This is a genomic window from Bacillus sp. FSL P2-0069 (genome assembly GCF_038593315.1).
Classification (GTDB): Bacteria; Bacillota; Bacilli; order Bacillales; family Bacillaceae; genus Bacillus; species Bacillus safensis.
Genome location: NZ_CP151984.1, coordinates 3,569,264 through 3,592,257 on the forward strand (window position 1 = coordinate 3,569,264; position 22,994 = coordinate 3,592,257).

The 22,994-nt window shown below is 39.2% G+C and carries 19 protein-coding genes and 1 pseudogene; 3 read left to right on the forward strand and 17 right to left on the reverse strand.

Annotated elements, in window-relative coordinates:
- Positions 1-20: 20 nt before the first annotated feature.
- Positions 21-182 carry a hypothetical protein gene (locus NSQ34_RS18265; RefSeq protein WP_268456235.1) on the forward strand — a complete coding sequence of 54 codons (162 nt, stop codon included), beginning with the start codon at positions 21-23 and terminating at the stop codon, positions 180-182.
- A 4-nt stretch (positions 183-186) separates the two neighbouring features.
- Here NSQ34_RS18265 and NSQ34_RS18270 read toward each other — a convergent pair whose 3' ends face one another.
- From NSQ34_RS18270 to NSQ34_RS18280, 3 genes are all read right to left on the reverse strand, one after another.
- Complete coding sequence (locus tag NSQ34_RS18270; RefSeq protein WP_268456236.1) at positions 187-1,167, reverse strand: restriction endonuclease; 981 nt, start codon at positions 1,165-1,167, stop codon at positions 187-189.
- A 155-nt stretch (positions 1,168-1,322) separates the two neighbouring features.
- Positions 1,323-2,762, reverse strand: coding sequence for a 6-phospho-beta-glucosidase BglA (bglA, locus tag NSQ34_RS18275; protein WP_268456259.1), 1,440 nt, complete (start codon positions 2,760-2,762; stop codon positions 1,323-1,325).
- Positions 2,763-2,771: 9 nt separating this feature from the next.
- Complete coding sequence (locus NSQ34_RS18280; protein WP_268456237.1) at positions 2,772-4,670, reverse strand: beta-glucoside-specific PTS transporter subunit IIABC; 1,899 nt, start codon at positions 4,668-4,670, stop codon at positions 2,772-2,774.
- Between the two features lie 155 nt (positions 4,671-4,825).
- Here NSQ34_RS18280 and NSQ34_RS18285 point away from each other — a divergent pair, with 155 nt between their 5' ends.
- On the forward strand, positions 4,826-5,536 hold the full coding sequence (locus NSQ34_RS18285; protein WP_342500989.1) for a GntR family transcriptional regulator: 711 nt from the start codon (positions 4,826-4,828) through the stop codon (positions 5,534-5,536).
- Positions 5,537-5,578: 42 nt separating this feature from the next.
- Here the strand turns inward: NSQ34_RS18285 and NSQ34_RS18290 are convergent, their stop codons facing one another.
- The gene (locus NSQ34_RS18290; protein WP_268456239.1) at positions 5,579-6,169 is read right to left on the reverse strand and encodes an Imm64 family immunity protein; all 591 of its coding nucleotides are present in this window, start codon (positions 6,167-6,169) and stop codon (positions 5,579-5,581) included.
- 173 nt (positions 6,170-6,342) lie between these two features.
- Between NSQ34_RS18290 and NSQ34_RS18295 the strand changes: the two genes are divergently transcribed.
- Positions 6,343-7,239, forward strand: coding sequence for a PhzF family phenazine biosynthesis protein (locus NSQ34_RS18295; RefSeq protein WP_268456240.1), 897 nt, complete (start codon positions 6,343-6,345; stop codon positions 7,237-7,239).
- 39 nt (positions 7,240-7,278) lie between these two features.
- Here the strand turns inward: NSQ34_RS18295 and NSQ34_RS18300 are convergent, their stop codons facing one another.
- From NSQ34_RS18300 to NSQ34_RS18360, 13 genes and pseudogenes are all read right to left on the reverse strand, one after another.
- Entirely contained in the window at positions 7,279-8,154 is an 876-nt protein-coding gene (locus NSQ34_RS18300; RefSeq protein ID WP_268456241.1) for a LysR family transcriptional regulator, read from the reverse strand.
- A gap of 8 nt (positions 8,155-8,162) precedes the next feature.
- On the reverse strand, positions 8,163-8,669 hold the full coding sequence (locus NSQ34_RS18305) for an LURP-one-related family protein (RefSeq protein ID WP_024424003.1): 507 nt from the start codon (positions 8,667-8,669) through the stop codon (positions 8,163-8,165).
- A 105-nt stretch (positions 8,670-8,774) separates the two neighbouring features.
- Complete coding sequence (locus tag NSQ34_RS18310) at positions 8,775-9,116, reverse strand: darcynin family protein (protein ID WP_286098835.1); 342 nt, start codon at positions 9,114-9,116, stop codon at positions 8,775-8,777.
- Positions 9,117-9,186: 70 nt separating this feature from the next.
- Complete coding sequence (locus tag NSQ34_RS18315; RefSeq protein ID WP_342500990.1) at positions 9,187-9,777, reverse strand: Crp/Fnr family transcriptional regulator; 591 nt, start codon at positions 9,775-9,777, stop codon at positions 9,187-9,189.
- 148 nt (positions 9,778-9,925) lie between these two features.
- The gene (locus tag NSQ34_RS18320; RefSeq protein WP_342500991.1) at positions 9,926-10,774 is read right to left on the reverse strand and encodes an MBL fold metallo-hydrolase; all 849 of its coding nucleotides are present in this window, start codon (positions 10,772-10,774) and stop codon (positions 9,926-9,928) included.
- A 66-nt stretch (positions 10,775-10,840) separates the two neighbouring features.
- A complete protein-coding gene (locus tag NSQ34_RS18325) occupies positions 10,841-12,007 on the reverse strand; it encodes an MFS transporter (protein ID WP_342500992.1) in 1,167 nt (388 codons plus the stop codon).
- Between the two features lie 137 nt (positions 12,008-12,144).
- A complete protein-coding gene (locus NSQ34_RS18330) occupies positions 12,145-12,447 on the reverse strand; it encodes a metalloregulator ArsR/SmtB family transcription factor (protein ID WP_172881591.1) in 303 nt (100 codons plus the stop codon).
- A gap of 554 nt (positions 12,448-13,001) precedes the next feature.
- Positions 13,002-13,692: pseudogene (locus NSQ34_RS18335) on the reverse strand (MBL fold metallo-hydrolase).
- 101 nt (positions 13,693-13,793) lie between these two features.
- Positions 13,794-15,557, reverse strand: coding sequence for a DNA cytosine methyltransferase (locus NSQ34_RS18340; RefSeq protein ID WP_342500993.1), 1,764 nt, complete (start codon positions 15,555-15,557; stop codon positions 13,794-13,796).
- 430 nt (positions 15,558-15,987) lie between these two features.
- A complete protein-coding gene (locus tag NSQ34_RS18345; protein WP_342500994.1) occupies positions 15,988-17,799 on the reverse strand; it encodes an AIPR family protein in 1,812 nt (603 codons plus the stop codon).
- A gap of 3 nt (positions 17,800-17,802) precedes the next feature.
- Entirely contained in the window at positions 17,803-18,828 is a 1,026-nt protein-coding gene (locus NSQ34_RS18350; RefSeq protein WP_342500995.1) for a PD-(D/E)XK motif protein, read from the reverse strand.
- Between the two features lie 17 nt (positions 18,829-18,845).
- Complete coding sequence (locus NSQ34_RS18355) at positions 18,846-21,491, reverse strand: Z1 domain-containing protein (protein ID WP_342500996.1); 2,646 nt, start codon at positions 21,489-21,491, stop codon at positions 18,846-18,848.
- The gene (locus tag NSQ34_RS18360) at positions 21,478-22,956 is read right to left on the reverse strand and encodes an ATP-binding protein (RefSeq protein WP_342500997.1); all 1,479 of its coding nucleotides are present in this window, start codon (positions 22,954-22,956) and stop codon (positions 21,478-21,480) included. Before NSQ34_RS18360 ends, NSQ34_RS18355 begins: the two co-directional genes overlap by 14 nt.
- Positions 22,957-22,994: the final 38 nt, after the last annotated feature.

Sequence of the window (22,994 nt, forward strand, 5' to 3'; positions counted from 1 at the left end):
AAAACGAAAGGAGAATCAAAGTGTATAAAGGAATCATTTATGCAATTATCGTGATATTCGGCTTTTGGATTTTTCTACAATTATCCTTGAACATCAATGTCTTTCAAAACTCAATGAACTATTTTATTGTTATTATCCTCTTTTTCCTTTGTATTCAGGCGTTATTGAAGCGTAGGCAATAAAAAATCACTCAGGTACATACACTTTTTTCAAAGGTAATAAAGATCTTGTCTCAGTTGGCATATGCTCATACCAACGTACAATAAGGTCTACGAGTTCTTCTAAATCTACTAGATGAACTTCATTATGCTTCGCAACAGCTTTGGCATTAGAAGTGAATCCACCAGTAGAAACAAATAAACTGTTTGCATTCATAGGATTAGCCCCTAATAATTGTTGTACTTCTGGGGAACTGGCTGAGTTTTGTCGATGCTTAACTTGTACTTTTATAATAGGTTTTTCAAATCCAAATGCATCTTTATAAGCTAATACATCAACACCACCATCAGGTCCTTTTGGGCTTACGCGAACATTGTATGACATAGCTTGCAGTAAACCCCCGACTAGATCTTGCATCTGCCACGGATCCAGTTTATCTACCTTATCTGCAATCATAACAGTTGCTTTGCTGACTAAATCTTCAATAATTTCATCTTCTTCTGTTTCATCCTCGTATGCTGCAATAGAAGTAGGGTTCTTGAGTAAATGTTCGATCTCTTGCCCCCAATCATCTACACGAAAAACAGTTGATATAGAACCGAGGCTGTTCTTAGCTGGTTGACTGAGAGAATCTCGTTTAACGGCGATTGGCTCCCAATTCACCTTAATGTGGTTTGGATACATTTTATCTCCAGCTGCTTCATCAAAAAAATGCGGAGCAGTCACAGTACCTACTCGATATTCACGACTCTCTTTTAAATATGTAATGATTCGATCTCCTTTTTTAATTTCTCTACTGAACCTCCATATCTGACTAACCCAGCTTCTCCTTGTAAAAGGTTTGTTCTCGGCGAATATGACATCAGCTCGAGCGTTCATCTCTTGCTTTGTTTGATATTGTTTTGGATTACCTAATTTCGACCACCCGATAGATGCGATACCTTTCTTTTCCCAAATTGAAATTAAATCATTTTGGTCACCTGCACGAACCATCCACCATTTCGTCATTAACGATCTCTCCTATTCCATCCCATAAATATTCTTACTAAATTATAAGACTTATTTCTTGTGAACAAAAGGATATACTCACCATTTTTGTCGAAAGAAAGAGAAAAACCCGAACAAGCATATACCACGCTCATCCGGGCTTCTATTTTCCTTTATTACACTTCTTCACCGTTCGTTGCGATGACGTTTTGATACCAAGTAAACGAATCTTTTTTAAGGCGCTTCATCGAGCCGTTACCTTCGTTGTCGCGGTCAACGTAGATCATGCCGTAGCGTTTTTTCATTTCACCTGTTGTGAATGACACGATATCAATGATGCCCCAAGGTGTGTAGCCAATAAGGTCCACACCGTCGTATTCAATCGCTTTTTTCAGTGCTTCGATATGAGAAGCGAGATATTGAATTCTTTCTGGATCGTGAATAGAACCGTCTTCTTCCACTTGATCTATTGCACCAAATCCATTCTCTACGATGAACAGCGGGATTTGATAGCGATCGTAAAAACGATTCAATGTATATCTTAAGCCTGTCGGGTCAATGGACCAGCCCCAGTCACTTGATTTGATATAAGGGTTATCTACACCATGCGGCAGGGCTCCGTTGACAATGTCTCCGTTGTGATCAGACACAGTATCACTTTTAACCGTTGTCGACATGTAGTAGCTAAAGCCTAGATAATCCACTTTCCCTTTTCTTAAGCTTTCTTCATCGCCTTCTTCAAATGGAATATGATACCCTTCGCGTTCGAATTCTTTTAATGCATAGCTCGGATAGTAGCCGCGAACCTGTACATCTGGGAAGAAATAGCGCTGTCTCATATACTCCTCTGCAAGCATGACATCCTCTGGATTTGAGGAATACGGATAGATTGGCACGTGAGACACCATCGCTCCAATTTGGAAAGCAGGATTGATCTCTTTTCCTTTGGCTACTGCCCATGCACTTGCAAGTAATTCATGGTGTCCTGCTTGATACATGACTTCTTTGGCATTTTGGCCTTCTTTGACTGATACCCCTGAATTTGTCCAAAGGAATAGTGGGTTGTTGACATCCATTTTGTTATTGATTTCATTAAATGTCATCCAGTATGTGACCTTGTCCTTGTATCGATTGAAGCATACTTCTGCGAATTTCGCGAAATACTCAGCGACTTTTCGGCTGCGAAACCCGCCGTACTCTCTTGCCAAATGAAGCGGCATCTCAAAGTGAGACAGCGTAATCACAGGCTCGATGCCATGCTTGAGCAGTTCATCAAATACATCATCATAGAATTGTAACCCTGCTTCATTCGGTTCTGCTTCATCTCCCTTAGGGAAAATCCGGCTCCAGCCGATCGATGTACGTAAGCATTTCAAACCCATTTCGGCAAACAACGCGATATCTTCCTTATAACGATGATAGAAATCGATCGCTTCATGATTCGGATAAAATTTATCTTCTTCTACCGTTTCAGTTATTTGTCTCGGTACTCCGTGAGCACCTGCTGTCATCACATCTACAACACTTGGTCCTTTTCCTGCTTCATTCCATCCACCTTCAAATTGATGTGCAGCTAATGCTCCGCCCCATAGAAATTCTTTTGGTAATGTCATTATTCATTCCTCCTATTTCACAATTGTGATCATGACGTCTGTTGACTGGCATGTCGATTGTTCTTCTACAATCACATCTTCGTACGCTTGTGTATTGGTGATGATGACGGGTGTGATTGTTTTTAATCCTTTGCGTTCAATGGCTTCTTGATCAAATGTCATCAACAAGTCACCCTTCTTCACCTTGCTGCCTTCTTTGATATGAAGAGTAAATGCTGAGCCATCTAGGGAAACCGTATCAATTCCTACATGAACAAGTAACTCCACACCGAATTCGGAACGCAGTCCAATCGCATGCTTTGTCGGCGCAAGCATGACGACACTGCCGTCAAACGGTGCATACAGCTTATTGTCTGTCGGTTCAATCGCAAATCCTTTGCCCATCGCCCCCGAGCTAAATACAGCATCCGGCACTTCAGATAACGGGAGCACTTTCCCTTCAAGCGGTGCAGGAATGGTTTCTTCATTGTTCATCGAAGCATTCATTTTTTCTCCAACTTGATCTTTATCAGATGTTGCCCCAGCTGTCTGTTCCACTGTATCTTCCCCATAACCAAACATTTGAATGAGCACAACTGGTAAGATCAGCGCAATGACCACACCAATCAAAATGCCGATGATTGACGTTGGATAATCTGAACTAATTCCGTTTACAATCGTCAGTGGACCAGGCAAACCTGCATACGCAAAGTAATAAGGCGTAAAGAAGCTGGCAACAATGGCACCGACCGCTCCAGATATACATCCGAAAATAAATGGTTTCTTGAAACGCAGGGTGACCCCATAAATCGCAGGCTCGGTAATTCCAAAGAGACCCGTGATTCCCGCTGACACCCCGACTTTTCGTGTTTCGCGGTTTCTTGCTTTTAAAATAACCCCTAACACTGCGCCGACCTGAGCGATAACAGCGATGGTTTGATATGCCTGGAAGGAGTCACGTCCATATTGTTCAAAGTTGGCGAGCACCATTGGTGTGATGCCCCAGTGAACACCGAAAATGACAAGCACTTGCCAGAAACCTCCGATAATGGCGCCTGCTAAAGCTGGGACATTTTCTGCTAAGACATTGTATCCGTTTGCAATTCCATTTGCGCCTGCTGTCGAAAGTGGACCAATTAATAGAATGGTTAATGGAACCATGACAACCATACAGATAAATGGGACAAATAACGGTTTGACCACCTCGTGAATGCGTTTGTTTAAAAATCTCTCTACATATGAAAGGATCCATACCAAGAATAACGGCGGCAAAACAGATGACGTATAAACCGTTTCAGATAACGCTATGCCTAAAAAGGTAACGCCTTCCCCTGATGCCACGCGTCCAGCAATCTCCGTCCAAGCCGGACTGACAAGCGCTGCTGTACACGCTACTGCGATATACATATTCGTTTTAAAATGCTTGGCAGCTGTAATGGCAATAAAGATAGGCAAGAACGTAAACGGCGCCCAAGAAATAAAGCTAAAGACTTCATACGTTCCCGTTTTCGAGAAGCTTGGAAATAATAAATTAATGAGGATAAGTGCACCTTGTAAAATACCAGCTGCCGCCAAAATATACACAAATGGCGCAAACACAGCAGACATGGTCGCGATGACACGATTCAGCACCGTTCCCTTGTTTTCATTTACCTGGTCATCTTCAGACGGCTGCAGCTGAACAAGGCTGGAAAAATGCTCATAGACCTCACCAACATGCTGACCGATGACGACCTGAAATTGACCGCCGTTTTCCACCACGGTAATGACGCCAGGCATCGCATTGACTGCTTCCTTTGCTTTTGGATTCGAACGTTTCAAGACCAAACGCAGCCGCGTGGCGCATCTTGCGGCACTCACCACATTTTCTTCTCCGCCAACTGCCTCTAAGATGTCTTCTGCAAGCTTTTGATAATCCCTCACTTTTGACATATAAAACCCCCCTTTATAACTACTAGTATATGTACATTATAATTATACCGGTACAATATATCAATACATATATAATTTCAATTAGCATATCAAAGGAAATTTGGTATGTGCTATAATACAAGAACAATAAATCGTGAAAACAAAGAGGAATGGCCATGTTAAAGTATCAACAAATTGCGAGCGATATTGAAAAATATATTGTCACCCATGAGCTGCAGCAAGGGGATAAGCTCCCTGTACTCGAAACACTCATGAGCCAATTTGCTGTGAGCAAAAGTACCATTATCAAATCATTAGACTTACTCGAAAGAAAAGGAATTATCTATCAAGTGAGGGGCAGCGGCATCTTTGTTCGAAGACACCGCCGTAAGGGCTACATCAGCCTTTTATCCAACCAAGGGTTTAAAAAAGATTTAGAGGAATTTCAACTGACATCAGAGGTTTTAATGCTAGACACCATCAAGCCGTCCGAAGAAGCTGCACTTAATTTGAACATTGAACAAGATGAAGATGTCTTTTATCTAAAACGCATTCGTTACATCAATGGGCAAACGTTATGTTTAGAAGAATCCTATTACCGAAAAACGATCATTCCTTATCTCAACACAGAAATTGCTGCCGACTCTGTTTTTAAATTCATCAGTGAAGGGCTTGGACTCAAAGTCAGCTTCTCCGATATGTACTTACAAGTAGGCAAACTGAATGAAACCGAAGCAAAGCACCTCGGCCTCAAACAAGACGATCCCGCTCTCCGCGTCGAGACGGTCTTTCATCTCACAAACGGCCAGCCCTTCGACTTCTCGAAAATCACGTATAACTACATGCAATCCCAATTTTTTATTCAAGCGAATAATTATTATGGGTGATGGATGAGAAAAGCCCCCTGGTGTCAGGAGGCTTTCTTACTTTTATCTTTTAACCTTTAAACATTCCACCCTTCTTTCTTGAGAAGATAGGCCATCAATCCCAACATCACCATAATAAATGTCTATGTGATTTCCTTTGCCAATTAGAGCAACTGGAAAAGCATGCTGGTCTTGCAGACACTTTTCAAACTCATCTGGATGAATTTCGACTTCAATTTCATGTCCAATGAACGCATATTCAAACGTCATCGTATGATAAAGATCCACAAGACAGCGTATGATCTCCTGCTGAAGATGAATGACATCATGAGAAACAACCTCTGTCCAATTTAAACTGAGAACGAATCCTACGAAACCCGTTTCTTTTTGTATGTTGATGGTCATATCATTTAGCTTCGACCCCGACAATTCAAACTCTGTATAATAACCTGAAAAGTTATCATCTTTGATGATGTTCTCTTTTATACTTTGTTCAATCCATATTTCGCCATCAGAATCCTTACTAAACTTTACTTTGGTAATAGACATTTCTTTTTCAGCTAGATAATCAGCCAATTGGCGAAAAGCATTTGGTAAATGAATCGTCTCATAAAAAACGATTCCAATATTGATGTATCCACCTATAGCTATCATGCACCCCTCGCTTTATTTTTTCTTTCATTATACTTTACTCAAACCTTTATTCTGAGAAAACTCCTTCTCTTACATGAACACTTCCGATTTAAACCATCAAAAAGATTCATTTTACGAATGTATCAAACAAACTTATGATTAACGTAACAAGAGTGTATAGGAGGGTTCGTCACATGAGAGACATTAGAGTGTACCACGTCGATGCATTTACAACTGAGAAATTTGGAGGAAATGCCGCTGGGGTGGTGTTGGATGGTGAATTTTTAACAGAAGATGACATGCAGAGCATCGCCAAGGAGTTGAATTTACCGGAATCCGTCTTCTTGCTGCCTGCCCATGATCAGGAAGCCGATTATCGTGTCAAATACTTCACCCCGACGGAAGAGGTCAATTTCTGCGGGCATGCGACTGTTGGATTGACTTGGCTTCTGGCGACGGAGCTAGGACTGGCTAAAGAGAGATCAGGGGTTGTGTTAGAAACAAAGATCGGCAATGTGCCTGTTGTATGGAATGAAGAAAACGGCAAGGTCGTTGATGTGGAAATGACGCAGGTGACACCGAAGACGCGGGATTTTGTCATCGATTTAGAAGAGCTTAGTGACATGCTTGGTGTGAGCAGTGACCGCCTTGATCCTTCCTATCCTATCAAATTAGCAAACACCGGTAACTGGCATCTTCTTGTTCCGATGAAGGACCAACAGGACATTGATCAAGCGGCACCGAACTTAGCGGCTTTAGCTAAAATGAATAAAGAGCATGGTATCTCGACAACCCATCTTTATACGTTTCACCCCTCAAAAGAATGCGATCTTTATACGAGGGATTTTGCACCTGGGATTGGTATACCCGAAGATCCTGTGACAGGGGCAGCAAACGGAGCATTGGCTGGATATCTTTATTTGGAGGGTATCATTTCTCAGCAAGAAATCACTCACCTGAACATTGCCCAAGGGGATGCCATCGGCAGACCTGGCTTGCTTCGTATCACAGTCATTCCAAATGAATCAGAGCCGGTGATCAAAGTGGCAGGCGCAGCTGTCATCACGATCCGCGGCGTGTTGACTTTATAAAATATCAGCTTGAATGGGGACTTCCTGTTCAAGCTGATTCTATTTAAAATGATTTTTGACCGTTTCGAGCCACCTCTTGGCCGATGGGGAAGCTGCTTTGAATGATTTGAGCGCCAAGTTGACCTCACGAAAGACGCTCGTCTCCAGTGGAATGATTTTCGTATGAGGTATGTGCGGCGGCAACACTAATTTGGGAATGATCGTGACCCCAAGCCCTTCTTGCACCATAGAAATGAGCGTATTGTTGTCTTCAATTTCAAACAGAACATGAGGCTTCACGCCGCCTCTTTCTTTTAACAGCTTCTTAACGAGTATGTCACAGCCCGCTTTCGGCATGATAAAGGCTTCATCATGTAGCGAGTCCACTTCAATCACTTTCTTCGTATGAAAGCGATGATTCTCTTGTATGAGCACCACCAACTCATCCTGAAAAAGTGGAACGGTCTCAAATTCCCTCGATGACTGCGTTAAAAAACCAACATCAACCGTCCCTGAAGCAATCCATTCCTCAATCTCCTCATAACCGCCTTCATATAACTCCAGCTTGATATGCGGATAGCTTTGCGTAAAACGGTGAATAAGGCGTGGAAGGACATTTGAAGAAAAACTGGGGAATGTCCCAATCTTGATGCTCCCCACTTCCATCCCTTGAATCAGCGCTGCCTCTTGCTCAAGCAATGCCGCATGATGCATGATTTGCCGGATATGCGGCATCACCCGCTCACCTGCGTCCGTTAACGAAAGCCCGTTTCGATTCCGCCGAAGCAGCACAATCCCGAGTTCCGACTCAAGCTTCGCAATATTATGACTCACCCCAGACTGCGTCAGCCCAAGCTTCTCCCCTGCTTTTGTAAAACTGCCGCACTCGACGACTGTTAGAAATACTTTGTATTGGAATGTGATCAGTGTGCTCACCTCTCTTATTAATTCGTCGTTGCCGACGACGAAGACCTAGACGCTGCTTCATCAGCTTTCACACAATCAATCGCAACAACGAGCGCAATCATCACAGGCTCCATCTCTTCTTTCAAAATATCAACCTTATAGCTGTCACCCCAAGTAAACCATTCCTTCTTCACCTGACCAATCACTTCGCCGTTCTGGAGCACCTGAAAATTCATATCCCACCAGTTACCTTGCACTTCGATCCCAGCAGCATCAATTGAATATTTTGCTTTAAAGAACGTAAACTCTTTTTTAATCGTCAATACCTCTTGACCACCAACTTCTACTAAAAACTTCGGTAAAAAGGTAAACATTTTCTTCGTAATCACAGCGATTTCATCTCGTTCTGTATTCAAAATGGTAAACGTCTTCGGCATCTTCATAAAGCTGCCTTCGACCACATATACATCATTCTCCTGTTGATCCTTTACCGTAAACCTGCCGCTCAGGCTAAATACTTTCTGCTTCATGTAAAGCTGTTTCATATGTACCTCCGATTCAGTTCAAAAATTTATCCGTTCTTACATTACCTATGATTATACCAAAAAATAGAATGTACAAAAAACCACCTGCTATCAGGTGGTTTTCGATTACGGATTCATTTTCAGAGATTCTTTTTCATATGTTTGAAAAGCATTTTCCATTCCCATGATGACCTCTTTAATTTTGACATAACCACTCGTGTAAGGAATAGAATCTCTAATCTCTTCCCACATAAAATGATAAAACTTAAGGTCATCCGTTTCACACATCACAAAATCTGTGTAATCCTTACCTGGAAGAGCTTCAGCATCAAAAAAGCGCACCGTCACATGTTCCTCATATTTCTGCATCAACTCTTGCAGCGAAGCCGCATGGGTTCTGCGCTCCTCTCGTGGCAAAGCAAGCCAAGATGGATAGAACTCTAATAAAACAACCATCATATATTTCATCATCATACGCCCGATTCTTCTCTGATGTGATGATTGTACGTCAGATCTAGAGAATGTGCATTAACATAGGTTAATGTTCAGCAGGATGGAGCAGCCTGCTCAGCGAAACCGGAGAAATGCCAATATATGAGGCAATATGATATTGAGCGATACGTTGATGTAACCCGGGATATTTCAATAAAAACGCCTGATATCGCTCAATTGCGGGCAAATATAGCAGTTCCCTCTCACGCTCTTCCTTTCTCGTATACAGCCTTTCTACACTAATCCGAACAAACCGCTCCCACATATGACTTCTATCCATCAACATTTGAAGCAAATCATACGGAATTTCAATCACGATCGAATCCTCCATCGCTTCAATCGAATAAGGAGAAGGCTGCCCGTTGATCATACTTGCATAAGAAGTAGCAAAATCATCTTCCAACGTAAAAGCCACGTTGTACTCCCTTCCATCCGGTAACAAATAGAAGAGACGGAAAAGCCCCGTTATGCAAAAATAAGCATGCTGCACCGGATCGCCAGCCTTGACCATGCATGTACCTGCTTTTAATTGTTTAATCGTTGTTCCATCTTTGAAGGCTTGCCAATGATTTTGTTCGATTGGATACTTGGATATTTTGGTTTTGAAAGTGTCGTAAGGGTCAGTTATTTTGCCCATCTGTTTTTTACCTCCTAATAAGGAAAACTCAAGCTTACTTGGGGATTGTTTTTATGATCAATGCTAAAAATAAGTCTGTCACAATACGTGATGCAAAAAAGTCCCGTTTGAGGGAAATCACTCAAATGAGACTTTTTTTAGTGATTATTTAATAACCATTTACAAAGTAAGCAATGGTTTCTAATTCATCTTCTTTCAGTTCTCTGTTCACGTAATGTTGATATTCTTTCGTGATTTTCTGCTTATCTCCACCACATTGATCAGTGAATTTCGCTATCATCCGAAGTTTGTCTGTTTCCTGACGAAACTCCTCTTTTCTCCACGGTCTTTGGTGTGAAGGAATATACGTATCGGCATCAAAAGCTTCTAACTCATCTAAAAGACGCAATATTTCTTTCACTGTATAATGTACTCTCTCAGCATACATTTTCGGATAAATACAATCACCAAGAAAAAGAATTTTCTCTTCTTTCACATACACGATCACGGAATCAGTAGCATGATCACCTCCAACATGCTGCACGACACAAGTAACCCCTCCAAGATCAATCTCTATCCGACGGTCAAACGTGACATCCGGTAAAACCACCTGAATTTCTCGATGATCCTGATATTCTTCTTTTATCGCCTTTGCGCAAAACTCAATCTCCGTTCCTTCCCTCACCCGCTCATCAATGGCCTCATCTGACCACAAAAACGGAAGAAGCTTCTCCATTTCCTTTCTTGTCTTTGCAGAAGCAATCGAAAGCGAATCAGGCAGCGCAGGCAGACCAAAAATATGATCCCAATGCCAATGCGTGAGGACAACCATATCAGGCGTGGCGCTCTTGTGTTCTAAGGTTTTGTGGATGAAATAGTTCGCATGATCTTCCGAGTTACCCGCATCGATCATTAATGTTTTGTTAGTGCCTACGACCATACCTAGGATGGGGCGGTCGGTAAGTGATACTGGTGTGATGTACCAAAAACTCTGACCTATTTTTTTAATTGAGTGCAAAGGTGCTTCCTACTTTCTGTCATTATTTTTTAAATTGAATCACGTTTTTTCCCATCGTTCTACTGTTTAAGTATATCGAATTTCATTACTCGAAGTAGCACGCGAAGCCAATATTGTGACAATGATCGCGATTGCAACGCCTAAAGCACCTGCCCAAGTAACGGAAGATAGAGAAACTTTCTCTACAAAGATACCTCCAATAGCTGCACCTGCAGCCATCGCCAATTGCATCATTGACTGATTGAGACCTAATAGTATACCTGATGACTCTGGCTCCATTGTAGCTAGGTGATATTGTTGAGTCGGGCCAGAAGACCATGCAGCAAATGACCATAATATTAAAATGAGCAATACTCCAACATAAGAATGCGTAACTAGTGAGAGCAATATGAGCATGATGACATGTAATGTCATTCCACTAATCAGAGTAAAATTCACACCCCATCGATCGGTACTAAATCCACCAAACTTTGACCCAACTAGACTAGCAATCCCGAATACGAGGAGAACTCCACTCAGCAATTTGCTGCTTACACCTGATATATTTAAAAGGTAAGGGGATAAATAGGTATAGGCAATTGAATAACCACCAAGCCAAAAAAAGGTGATAGCTAATCCCAACACTACTTTTGTTTTTTTAAAAAGAGCGAGTTGTTGAATTAAAGGTACAGGTTTATCCCCTTGGATTTTTGGAATCGTAAGAGAAATGATCACCATGGCTAATAATCCGAGTAAGGCTATTCCTCCAAATACAGCCTTCCAACCAAAGAAATCACTAGTCATTCTGCCAAGTGGGACTCCAATGATCAATGATGCTGTAAAGCCCATTACTACTGTAGCAATAGCGGTACCTTGCTTACCTTTTGGTGCAATTTTTTCAGCAATTGTTAATGCAGTAACTACGACCATCCCCGCTCCAAGAGCCATAATAATTCTTGACACAATAAATAATTGATACCCAGGGAGGACGAATGCAAGAATATTACCTAGAATAAAAACGCTAAGTGAAAATAACATTAACTTGCGTTTATTCATTCCCGATGTTAAAGCCATTAATACTGGGGTGAAGATGGCATACACAAGAGAAAAAATCGTAATTAACTGGCCTGCTGCAGCTATCGTAATCCCTAATGATTCAGAAATATTATCCAAAATACCAGAGATGATATACTCTGATGTACCAACTAAAAAACTTACAATAGCTAAAATGTAAATCTTTACAGTGTTTGACAATGTAGATCACTCCTTATATATAATACATTTACATATCTAGAATTGTTAATATGTATGGACAAAAAAACATATTACGATAAGTCGATTTGTATTTAATAAATGAAACTGAATTCTGATGTATGAATTCAGTTCATTTATTAAATATTATTTTCTAGAATCTCAGCAATTTGTTTTATGGCATTTTCATCTCTTTTATAATACGTGTATTTACCTATACGCTCTGTCGTAATTAATCCAGCTCGTAATAAAATTGAAAGGTATTGAGATGCTGTTGATTGCGTCATTTTCAATTTATCTGTTATTTGACTAACACATACCCCTGTAGTATTCATATCAATCCCTTCATGAGGTGTAAAATGACGATCAGGTTCCTTTAGCCATTGTAAAATTTGCAGTCTTGATTCATTGGATAAGGCTTTGAAAACTTCTATTGGCTCCATACAAACCATTATATCGATAAATAACGATATGTCAACATGTGTTGTTGGAGATTCCTTACAACTTTCTGTTTTACTAGGTCATTCCCGCCGCTTTAGGCTTAATCGCGTTTTTTGCGGGGTGGTTATATCTTCTATTCTGGTGCAATGGAGATGTTTGATGGAAAAGGATTAGAGTACTTTTTTGCTGCTTGTACAGCTAAATTTAGCCTTCTCATCCCTCACTAACTTATGAAAGGCTCACCTTGATGCCCTTAAATGAGGTTATTATCTACCAAGATTCTTAAAGTATTATTTAATGTTGGCAGATCTCTAATTAGCTCATGAAACACTTCTCAAGTGATAATGAAAGGAGAAACAATGAAAAATTGTCATTTTAGAACCATCAATTGCGTGAAGCGATTTGATTTTTTTGGACGAAAACAACGACCTGAAAATTAAGCCTACTTGGGATTGTTTTTATTATCAATGCCAAAAATAAGTCTGTGACAATCCGTGATGCAAAAAAAGTCTCGTTTGAGGGAAATCACTCAAATGAGACTTTTTTTAGAGATTATTTAATAACCATTTACAAAGTAAACAATGGTTTCCAATTCAACATCTTTCAGTTCTCTGTTCACGTAATTTTAATATTCTTTCTCGGCATCAAAGCATCTAACTCATCTAAAAGACGCAATATTTCTTTCACCGTATAATGAACTTTTTCGGCATACATTTCGGATAAATGCAATCACCAAGATACAGGATTTTCTCTTCTTTCACATACACGATCACTGAATCAGCAACATGATCGCCACCAACATGCTGCACGACACAAGTTCCCCCCCCCAAGATCGGTCAAACGTCACATCCGGTAAAACCACCTGAATATCTCGATGATCCTGATATTCCTCCTTGATGGCCTTCGCATAGAACTCAATCTCCCTTCCTTCCCTCACCCGCTCATCAATCGCCTCATCTGACCGAAAACGGAACAAGGTTCTCCATTTCCTTTCTTGTTTTTGCAGAAGCAATCGAAAGCGTATTAGGCATCGCCGGCAAACCAAAAATATGATCCCAATGCCAATGTGTGAGGACAACCATATCAGGCTTGGCGTTCTCGTGCTTTAAAGTTCTTTGGATGAAATAGTTCGCATGATCTTCTGAGTTACCCGCATCGATCATTAATGTTTTGTTAGTGCCTGCGACCATGCCTAGGATGGGACGGTCGGTAAGTGATACTGGTGTGATGTACCAAAACCTTATGATTTATCTTGTTTTTTATCCAAAGCTATTTCAAAAGAGTTAATTTAAATTAATTTACTTTAAAATTAAATAGGTTATATAAAGCTTACAGGTTATAGTATTTATCAGACCTTTACCCGCAAGTTTTTCGCTTCAGAAAATGCACATTCTTTTAACGAATTTTCAACAACACGATTAGACAAAAGTATTTCTCTAATATTCTCCTCAACCTCTTCACCTAAAGATTGCAAAATTCCCTCTGCAATAGCCCTAGCAAGCAATGGGGGAACCGCATTTCCAATTTGTTGATACTGTGAGTCCTTTGATCCACAGAATTTATATGAATCCTGGAATGATTGTAGCCTAGCCGCTTCTCTAATACTGATAGCTCTGTCTATAACAGGATGAACCCACATCGATTTTCTGGCATTAAGTACAGTATCTGAAGGCTCATTATATGCAAGTCTTCTGTAAATCGTATTTTGTGTTCTGCTATGATCTGTGTAGGTTGTCTTCAATGAATCATCCAAATTATGGAAATTCTGACCTTCTTTAAGGGCCTTAAACCTTTTTAGAGCTACTTCACCAGTTTCAGTTCTAACATGGTTGTAAATCTTATCTATATTATTAAGATAATTATTAAGAGGACTATTAAGTAGCGGTTGATGGGACGACTTATCTAGTTCATCATCTTTAACATTTACACCTGGTGAAATGTTTTCTAAATCACCTATAGCATCATAGATTTTATTATACTCTTTCTTTTTATGAAATAATGGCTCAGGCGTTTTAACTGTTTTCGTTTTTAAACAAGTACCTTTGATTCCCATTAAAACTAATCGGCTTCTTTCTTGCGCTACTCCATAATGAGCAGCATTAAAAATATACTTATTTTCATTTAATACATAACCCAAGCTGGTAAACTTTCTTTTAATATAATTAAACACATTAAATGATTTAATGATAATCTCAATATCGTCATGATTTTCTTCTATATCGAATAACAAAACTTTATTTTCAATTACTTCTGATATCTTGCGTATTATCTTCTGAGCCTCAATGATGTTTTCAAGAGTATCTGTATATGAAGCGAAATCTTCAGTTGTTTTGTATAAAAGATTCTTCAGCTTTTCTCCCAGGTCAGTCCAATCTAATTGGTATAGGCTATTCCAGTATTCACAATGCTGACTAAGCCATTGCTTGTTTATTACCTTCATAAAAAATTTATAGTTTGCCTCTTTTTCTATAAAACGCAATAAATCAATGGGCGATTTCTTTTTAGCATGTTTTAAAAGTGTATTTAATTTAGAAAAGAGTTCATTACTTATCATAAAAGGTGTTAAATCTGTCCTCTGTTCGTACGCATTCATAAGAAAATTTCTCAAATTAACAGAATAAGATGTCCTTCTGCCAATCTTAATATGTTCTTCCACAGGCTCGATTTCCAGCTTAACAAGTTCGACTTCGTCACCTTCACTCAAAAAAAACTTATGCTTTTCTGACTCCATACTTTTCACGTTTTCCATCACAAAAGCTAAAGGACGAATTTCTTCAATCGCCCGCAAATACTCCTTAACAAGATTATTATTCGAAGAAATTAAGGTATTCTGCTGCCGATTCGCATTGGAAAATCCTTGACATGGCGGTCCTCCGATCACAACATCAATATCACAGAATTCACCAATCTTTTTTCCATTTTCGTCTGCATATTGAAGTTTTGTAATATCCTCATGTAAAATGACATCATTATGGTGGTTTATTTTGAAGGTTTTACGTGCGTTCTCATTAATTTCGACAGCGACTTTCACTTCGAACCTGCCTGTCTGTTCAAAGCCGTTGCTGAGACCGCCTGCCCCTGCAAAAAGATCCATTACTTTAAATTTTTTCATTATAAAACCTCACTTCATTAAGAAGTAGTCTTTCATACTATATTTTCGATAAGAACATAAGTTCCTGAATTTGTTTTTTAATTAACTTTTCAATTATATCATAATTATATTTATATCAAGTGGTTTAATGTTGGGTACTCGAGTAAGATTCCTGAATATACACTAGACAATTTGTTCTCACAAAGAATAACAAAACCACAGCGCTCCTATCCATGTCAGAAAATGCTCTCTAAAGTTCTCTGGCAATGTCTTCAGATATCAGGAAGTGAATCAAAAAGACTGCTATGTAATGAAGTTAATATGCATTTGGGAGCATGAACTCATGCAGGACTTCAACACTCCGTTAATCATATTGCATCGTATATAAAACACTATATGCCCTTAAATTAAAAACACCCTGAATCTCTGTCAAAGGATTAGGGTGATAAGATTAAATTAAGTTTTTTAATTCCTGTGCGCAGGTTTCTTTGTACTGAATCCAGCATGCTTCTTGCTTCGCCCATTGTGTAACGTTTCGCTCTCCCGCAGATTCCCTAAGGTAGGACAATGTCTTTTCTGCGATTATTCGAATAATATCATCCCATTTTTCGGAAAGGGATTGCTTTTCCCATACTTCAACTAAATCTATCTGTTCACTATATATTTGATGAAGCATTGCAGTTGTATAATAAAGGACGTTTGCTTTGTAACCTCTTAGCTTCATTTCATCAACAATTTTCTTTACCCTAAGATTAATTATAGCTCGGGCAATTAGTTTTTGATAGACAGATAATGTTATCTTATCTAGGGTATTTCCGCTCCAGAAGCTCTTATTCAACTCCATGAATTTTTTAAAAGCTTCTTCCCCTCCTTTACTAGAAACGTGAGGATAGCCTTCCCATGACATGAAATATTTAGCCAAATCAACTTTTGTGAGGACTTTATTTTTCGGATATTGCTTCTTAAAGTCGGTCTGTTCTTTGCCTCTATTGCGTCTATTTATATCAACCATATACTGCCCTCTGGCACGTTCAAAGTACCATTTGCTTTCGGATCTTCTGCCCTCTATTCCAGGAATCCAGATATTTCTTGAAAATTTTTCGAGGTCAGACATGAAACGTGTATTGGCTAATAAATCTGATTTATTAATCTTGTTTTGTGTATTAGCATACTGTGATATGCGTGAAATCATCTCATCTTCGATCTGGTGCTGATCCCTTTCAACAAATTCATTCACCTGTAGGATTGTAAGTTTTGCCTGAACATAGACATCCTTCAGGCTGATACCATCCTTGTAGGCTTTATGAATAGAAGCTGTCGTTTGACCTCCGTTGACAATCTGCCAGCCACTTAATCCCTTAATCTTAAATTGGTTTACCCCGTCTTTTACTGGTTCAAAGTCACCAGTACGAGCAACTGTTGATATACCATTGTTATATGCAACAAACATTTTACGCTGAAAAGGATCCTTTAATGTATCGCGAATGCCTTTGTTGGTTCCGCCCCTCGCTTGAAGGAATGAACGTACATTTCGCTCAACAAGCTTTTGCCCCCATTCATCATAAGCTTTAGCTAGTAACTCAGCTGAAATATAACCTATATAACATTCAAAATCCTTCACACCACTTGAAGGGCCAGGGACAAACATCATTTCAAATGTTTCACCGTAATCCTGTTCAAAATTAATGTAGTCTGTTTCAATAGCTTGCTCAGAAGTGATCAGTTGCTGAACTCGATCGATATCCCATACTTGAACATTAACCGTCTCAATTCCAGGGATGGTTATTTCTACAGGCTTATTGGAAGTATAATACATGTTTGTGATAACAAAAATATTAATCTCATTTAAACTATTCAATACTTCATCAATGATTTTAGCAAGATCATGAGCTTCCAAAGAATGATCAATCGTCTGAAGGAGATTCTTTGAATTTGTAATAAAGCGTTTTGCCCTATTGGCTATTTCAGTAACAGCAGTCATGTTGATGGAAAGCAAATCTTCTTCATTCTGCTCAAAGTTATAATCAACAACGTAAACATCTAATACTTGATTCTCATCATCATAAGAATAGGCATTTACGGCAATGTTTTTTCCAGAATCCTTAAAAGGAGGTAACAGAATTTCAGGTTCATCTGGTCTATCCATAAAAGAAATCATTTTTTCCAGGAAAGGAACCTGGTAACTACCAGATTTTATTGCTTTTTCCTCTAACTCTTCTGTAAAATCGAGCAGGAATTCTTTTCTTTGTCTTGTTTCTCTCATCTTTTATCCTTCCACTCTAAACAATTGATATATGGTTTCCAGCTGCTTCTCATGTGCTGAACAATGAGTCAAATCAATATTATAGCTTACATGTGAAATTCCTTTTGGCAGATGCTCCTTTATTAAGCGGGGAAATTTTTCACCAGCCTCATACACCTCTGTCTTTTCCATAAAATACAGTACATCTTCATATTCTTCTTCTCTAAACCCCAGATCAGTCAATAAATCGCTAAAAATTAGTGCAATTCTTTCAGATCTTTCTGCAAGCTTGACACGAACCTGTCCTGCCAGCTCTTGAAGAGAAAGTCCATGTGTTCGGCTTTGCTCTAGAAAACATACATAGAGATAAATTGAAGATACGGCTTCATTCAGCTTTAGCTGGTTTTCATTTGATATTTTAATCGTTTTTGATAATTTTTCAATAATTGTTTTGATCTCAATTCCGCATCTAGTCCCCTTAAAATCAATGCGACCTTTCGTTGGTCCTTCCCAATGCTCGATTATAAGAGGCGGCTGGCCAGGATGCTTTTCCAGCCATTCATTAATAAACCATAATTCCCCAAACAACCCACGCTGTTGCTCTTCTGAAAGCCGCTTAAATCCTCCGCGCTGAAAGAAAGTCCTCCATCGATCAAGTACCTTATAGACTGTTGAAAAGAGGGAGCCTTCTTCTTCAGCTATTGCCAGATGATCAGCGAGATTCTGCAGAACAAGTTCAAAGATTTCTGGGCTTTGTTCATCCTCTTGTCGGATAACAAGAAAATAATGTTCCTTTAAGAGGGATAGTTTTTCAAAGTATTCCACCTTAACGGACATTCCCCTCCATTTAGGCAATGCTTTTTCCTGGTCTTCGTCCCATCCTCCTGGCCCCAAATCAATGTACAGCTGCCTATGATGATTAGTAGGATCAATTCCTGCAAACATAATTGGATTCTCATAAGTCAAGACATTCAATTTGTAAACTTCACTATCATCCTTGCCCCTAAGTTCTTGTATCAATTCCTCAAATTCTAATTTTAGGTTCAACACAGTACTCTCCTTAAAAATTATATCGTTTTATTTGTCTGGTAGATGCCTTTCTCTTCGATTTCCGTCGCAGGGAAAGAAAACGCAATTCCAATTGGCACTAGTTTCGAGGAGAATTTCACATCTAAACTCTTAAAGATAGGAACTTCTGGATGCAAAGGATATATTAACATTAGGCCATTTTCCTTTGAACGCACTCCTCGTTTATCTTTACGCTCTTTAAGTTCTTTAATTTTATCGAAGTCCAAATCCATGTCCTCATGGTTTGGAGACACAATAGCCCCAATGTCTCTAATTTGATACTTGCTATCAGGCTCTTTGATTTTATTCCCAAGTGCAGAAGCAGATTTCAAACTGATTTTCCCTAATTCAACCGGGTATTCCGATAGACCATTAGCAGATTTAAGCTGACCTTCTACAATTGAAACTGTCCAATTTAATAACTCGCCCTCTTTGTTCACTCTATCAATATAGTCAGCAATTAGTGCAGAATTTACAATATTACTGTCAGCCGTTCGATATTCTGACAGAAATCCCTTTATGTGTTCTGCGTTCACACCAGATGCCGAGTAGAAGTTGGTCTTTTTGTATGTTGTCTTTGTTAGAGGAAGTATATTAACGAGTTTAACAGCCGCATCCATGTTTCCTTTCATTACATCTTCACTTGGATCAAATAGTCTTGTCTGTTGTAGGGTACCAGCATAAATGACATTTGAAGAAACTGCATTTCTCATTTTCAAAGGACTTGTAAGCTTCATTGTTGGATGGCTGAGCATTTTTATTGCATATTCAGAAGGTGTCTTCTTCATTGCAGCCAGACGGTCAAATTCCTGTCGAAGTTGAATCATCGCAATAGACAGATGTTCAAAATTTGAAGCAATCTCATTAGAAGTATAAATGCGGCAGATATCCATATAACCCCTTCTATAGCCAAACCAGCGCCCCATCTGCATGAGAGTATCGTACATAAGCGTATTACGGAAATAATAGGTGATACTTAAGCCTTCTAGTGTTAATCCTCTGGATAATTTGTCTCCACCAACAGCAATGACATTTAACCCTTCTTCTTTATATTGATGGTAGTCTAATGCATCCCGGCTGTTACCATTTATCTCAAAAACTTGGATACTTTCACAGCAATTCATCAATTCTTTATATACTTCATTCCAGCTGAATTCTGGATGATTTTCATTAGGCCAATCTTTACTTGTTGGGAGAATATCATTTTCATAAAGGTCTTGTAGCTCTGCAATCACAGTGCTTTCTGGATTATACTGTAGTTGCTTTGATATAGCATCAAATGCCCGCGCCACTGCGTCTTTTACACTTGACTGGACATCTTTAAAGCGAGAAGTATGTATGAGCATTGAATTATGCTTATTTCTTTGTCCTCTCAGATTGCGGATAGCAATCACAAGGAGGAATTCAAGTATTGCTTCACGCATTTGAGGAGGAACTTCTTCGAATTTATTTGCGTCAGATTTCTTTTTAATTTTTGTAAATACATCAAGGTCTTCTTGACGCAAATGGCGGATCAGACTTGGGCGAGTATCTTCAGCGTCCTCTTCCACATTAAAATATTCCTCAGGTCCGCAATATTCCTTCGGCTTTGGTAGGCCGACAAGGAAATCTTTAGGATACAGGTCATCGCCTTCTTCATTTGTACTTCCTTCATTGCTGATTAGAAGATTTGCAAAAGGTGTTGCAGTATATCCGACAAAAGCCTTCCGACTAAAAATTTCAAGAATTTTCCTAATTAAACGATTGATCGTTTTCGGATCTTCATTTTTATCAGGGTTGGAAGTGTCAACGGATGCCTGATCAGCTTCGTCATCAACAATTAAGACGGGAATATCTAAATTATATATATCCCGATGATAAATTAACTGGTCTCGAAGTGACTCTAGTACAGTTTTATTTTTCTTAACAACCATTAATGTTGGTGAATTTAGGTTACTAGTACCCCTTTGGCTTGATTTGATATCATGGTCTTCTGTTGTCCAAGAAGAAATGATATGATCAGCCGTATTTGCGCTTATTTGGGCAACCCCTATTGGATTTCCATCTTTGTCTGTTCGGTTTCCGATCACCTCTTCATTCAGACGGATCTGTGTCTGAGTTCTTAAATCATTATGAATACCTGACAGCACAATTATTAGCATATAGCCGACATCAAAAGCTTTATTGATTAAGCCAGTGAAATTAGCTGTTTTACCTGACTGAACGTAACCTAATACAAGCCCACGTTTATCGAATGGATCCATCGAGCTTGGATTTCCTATAGATGCCATTATCTGATTCGTTGTTTCATCTATTGCAGTAACTGCCTCAAAAGGCCAGTTTTTCGAACTGGAGAGATATCTACGGTACCTGGACCAGAAAAATCCGCTAGCTACCATCTTAGGCTCAAACCAGCTTTTTTCTTTGGATTCTCTCATTACATAATCCTTTGGAACTTCCAAACCAATTTTGTACTTTATGTACATTTCAAGTGACCATCTTTGAAATGTTGGATCGTCAATATGGCTCTCCGCCGACGCTAATCCTCTTGCTGATTCCAAGGCTTTTTCAGCTGCCTCTTCCTGATTTTTATAAACTGTTTTTAGGTAATAATATGTATTTGAAAAGTTCTGTTCAAAAAAATCTTTCAAATCAATTGCTGACATTCAAATTCGCCTCCAATAAAATTACTTTTAAAGTTGCACGGTTTAATTCATCAAATGCAGGTTGCGTTAACAAAATATTCAAAAGCTGTTCTTCGTTTTCAGCAACATTCAACTGCATCATAGAAGAAGCAAATTGGACTACCAATTCTTTCTTGCTGTCTGAAACCTTTTGCACTTCTTCTTCTGGAACCTTAGGAGCATCAATAATATTGCTTGGCGAGCCAAGCTGTACAAATTTCAAGTATAAGTTTAAGAGTTTTACATGTTCATCATCCAAATTTTTAAGCAACTCAGAAAGAATCGGATGATTCCGATTTAAAATAAATTGAGGACCATCATCTTTTCCTGACTGCTCCCATGTATTTAGACTTCCCTTAACAGAAGGATTTCTAGGACCAGACTGTGTCCGGAAATAAAACATATCCCTTGAAACTTTTCGTGCAATGGATGAAATGGATTCAAGTCTTCTTTTAGCGTCTTCAGGCAAATTAATGCCCGATTTTTTTATATCAACCTGCCAGTCTGAGTCAGCTGAATTCGGAAGATCGATGCGAACCCTGGCCAGCTGTGAAGCTGCATCCTTTGGAAACAGCCCCATCCAATCACCAAAATATAGAAGACGATTTTCTCTATAGATATATAACCCCTGGTGATCACGCCAGCCTTTGTAACCGCCAGCCTTCTTATATTCAGATTCTGTTAGATTGGATGCATGAGGCAAAATAAAATACTGTACTTTAATTCTATTATCATTAATTTTAAGAATCTGCATTTCTCCTTCCAGTGTATTTGAATGACTCCTCATAAAGGGATCCCACGGATCTATCACTTTACCGTTAATAAAGAGGCTTACTTCTTTTTCTTCCAGTATAGAGTGAAAGACAAATTCCAGGTGTCTATTAATACGGGAAACTTTATTGTAGAAGCTTGTTTCCTTTAATCTGCGCTTTCGTCCGACTCCCATAAAACGGTCAAGTTTATCAATACAGACGACTGTGCCGTTTTCTTCCTTTATTTCACCCATTTTCAATTTGATTTCTTCAGGAATTCTGGTAAAAAGCTGCCATTCATTACATTCCGATACATGATCAAGATCCCAGCATCTCTCATAATATACTCCATCTTTTTTTGTCAAAACACTCAACCGCTTCCCAAGTGAAAAAGAAGCCGTTTTTAACCCCATTCCAAAACGACCGAGTTCGTTTGCTCTTCTATGCTCTCTTGGGTCTTTAGAACCAATACTCATGGCAATTTGAAGCATATCTTCAGTCATACCGAAACCATTATCTTTTATGGTAATCATTCCATCTGTATCGTTATAAGTAAAATTAATTTTAATAGTTGATGCCTTAGCATCGAGACTGTTATCTACAAGATCAGCAATAGCTGTGCTAGCGTTATATCCAATAGAACGAAGCGCCTGAATCACAGGCGCTGCTGATGGTCTTGTCAGAACTGTATTCATCTATAAAACCTCGTTTCAAAGCACTATTCATCTTAATT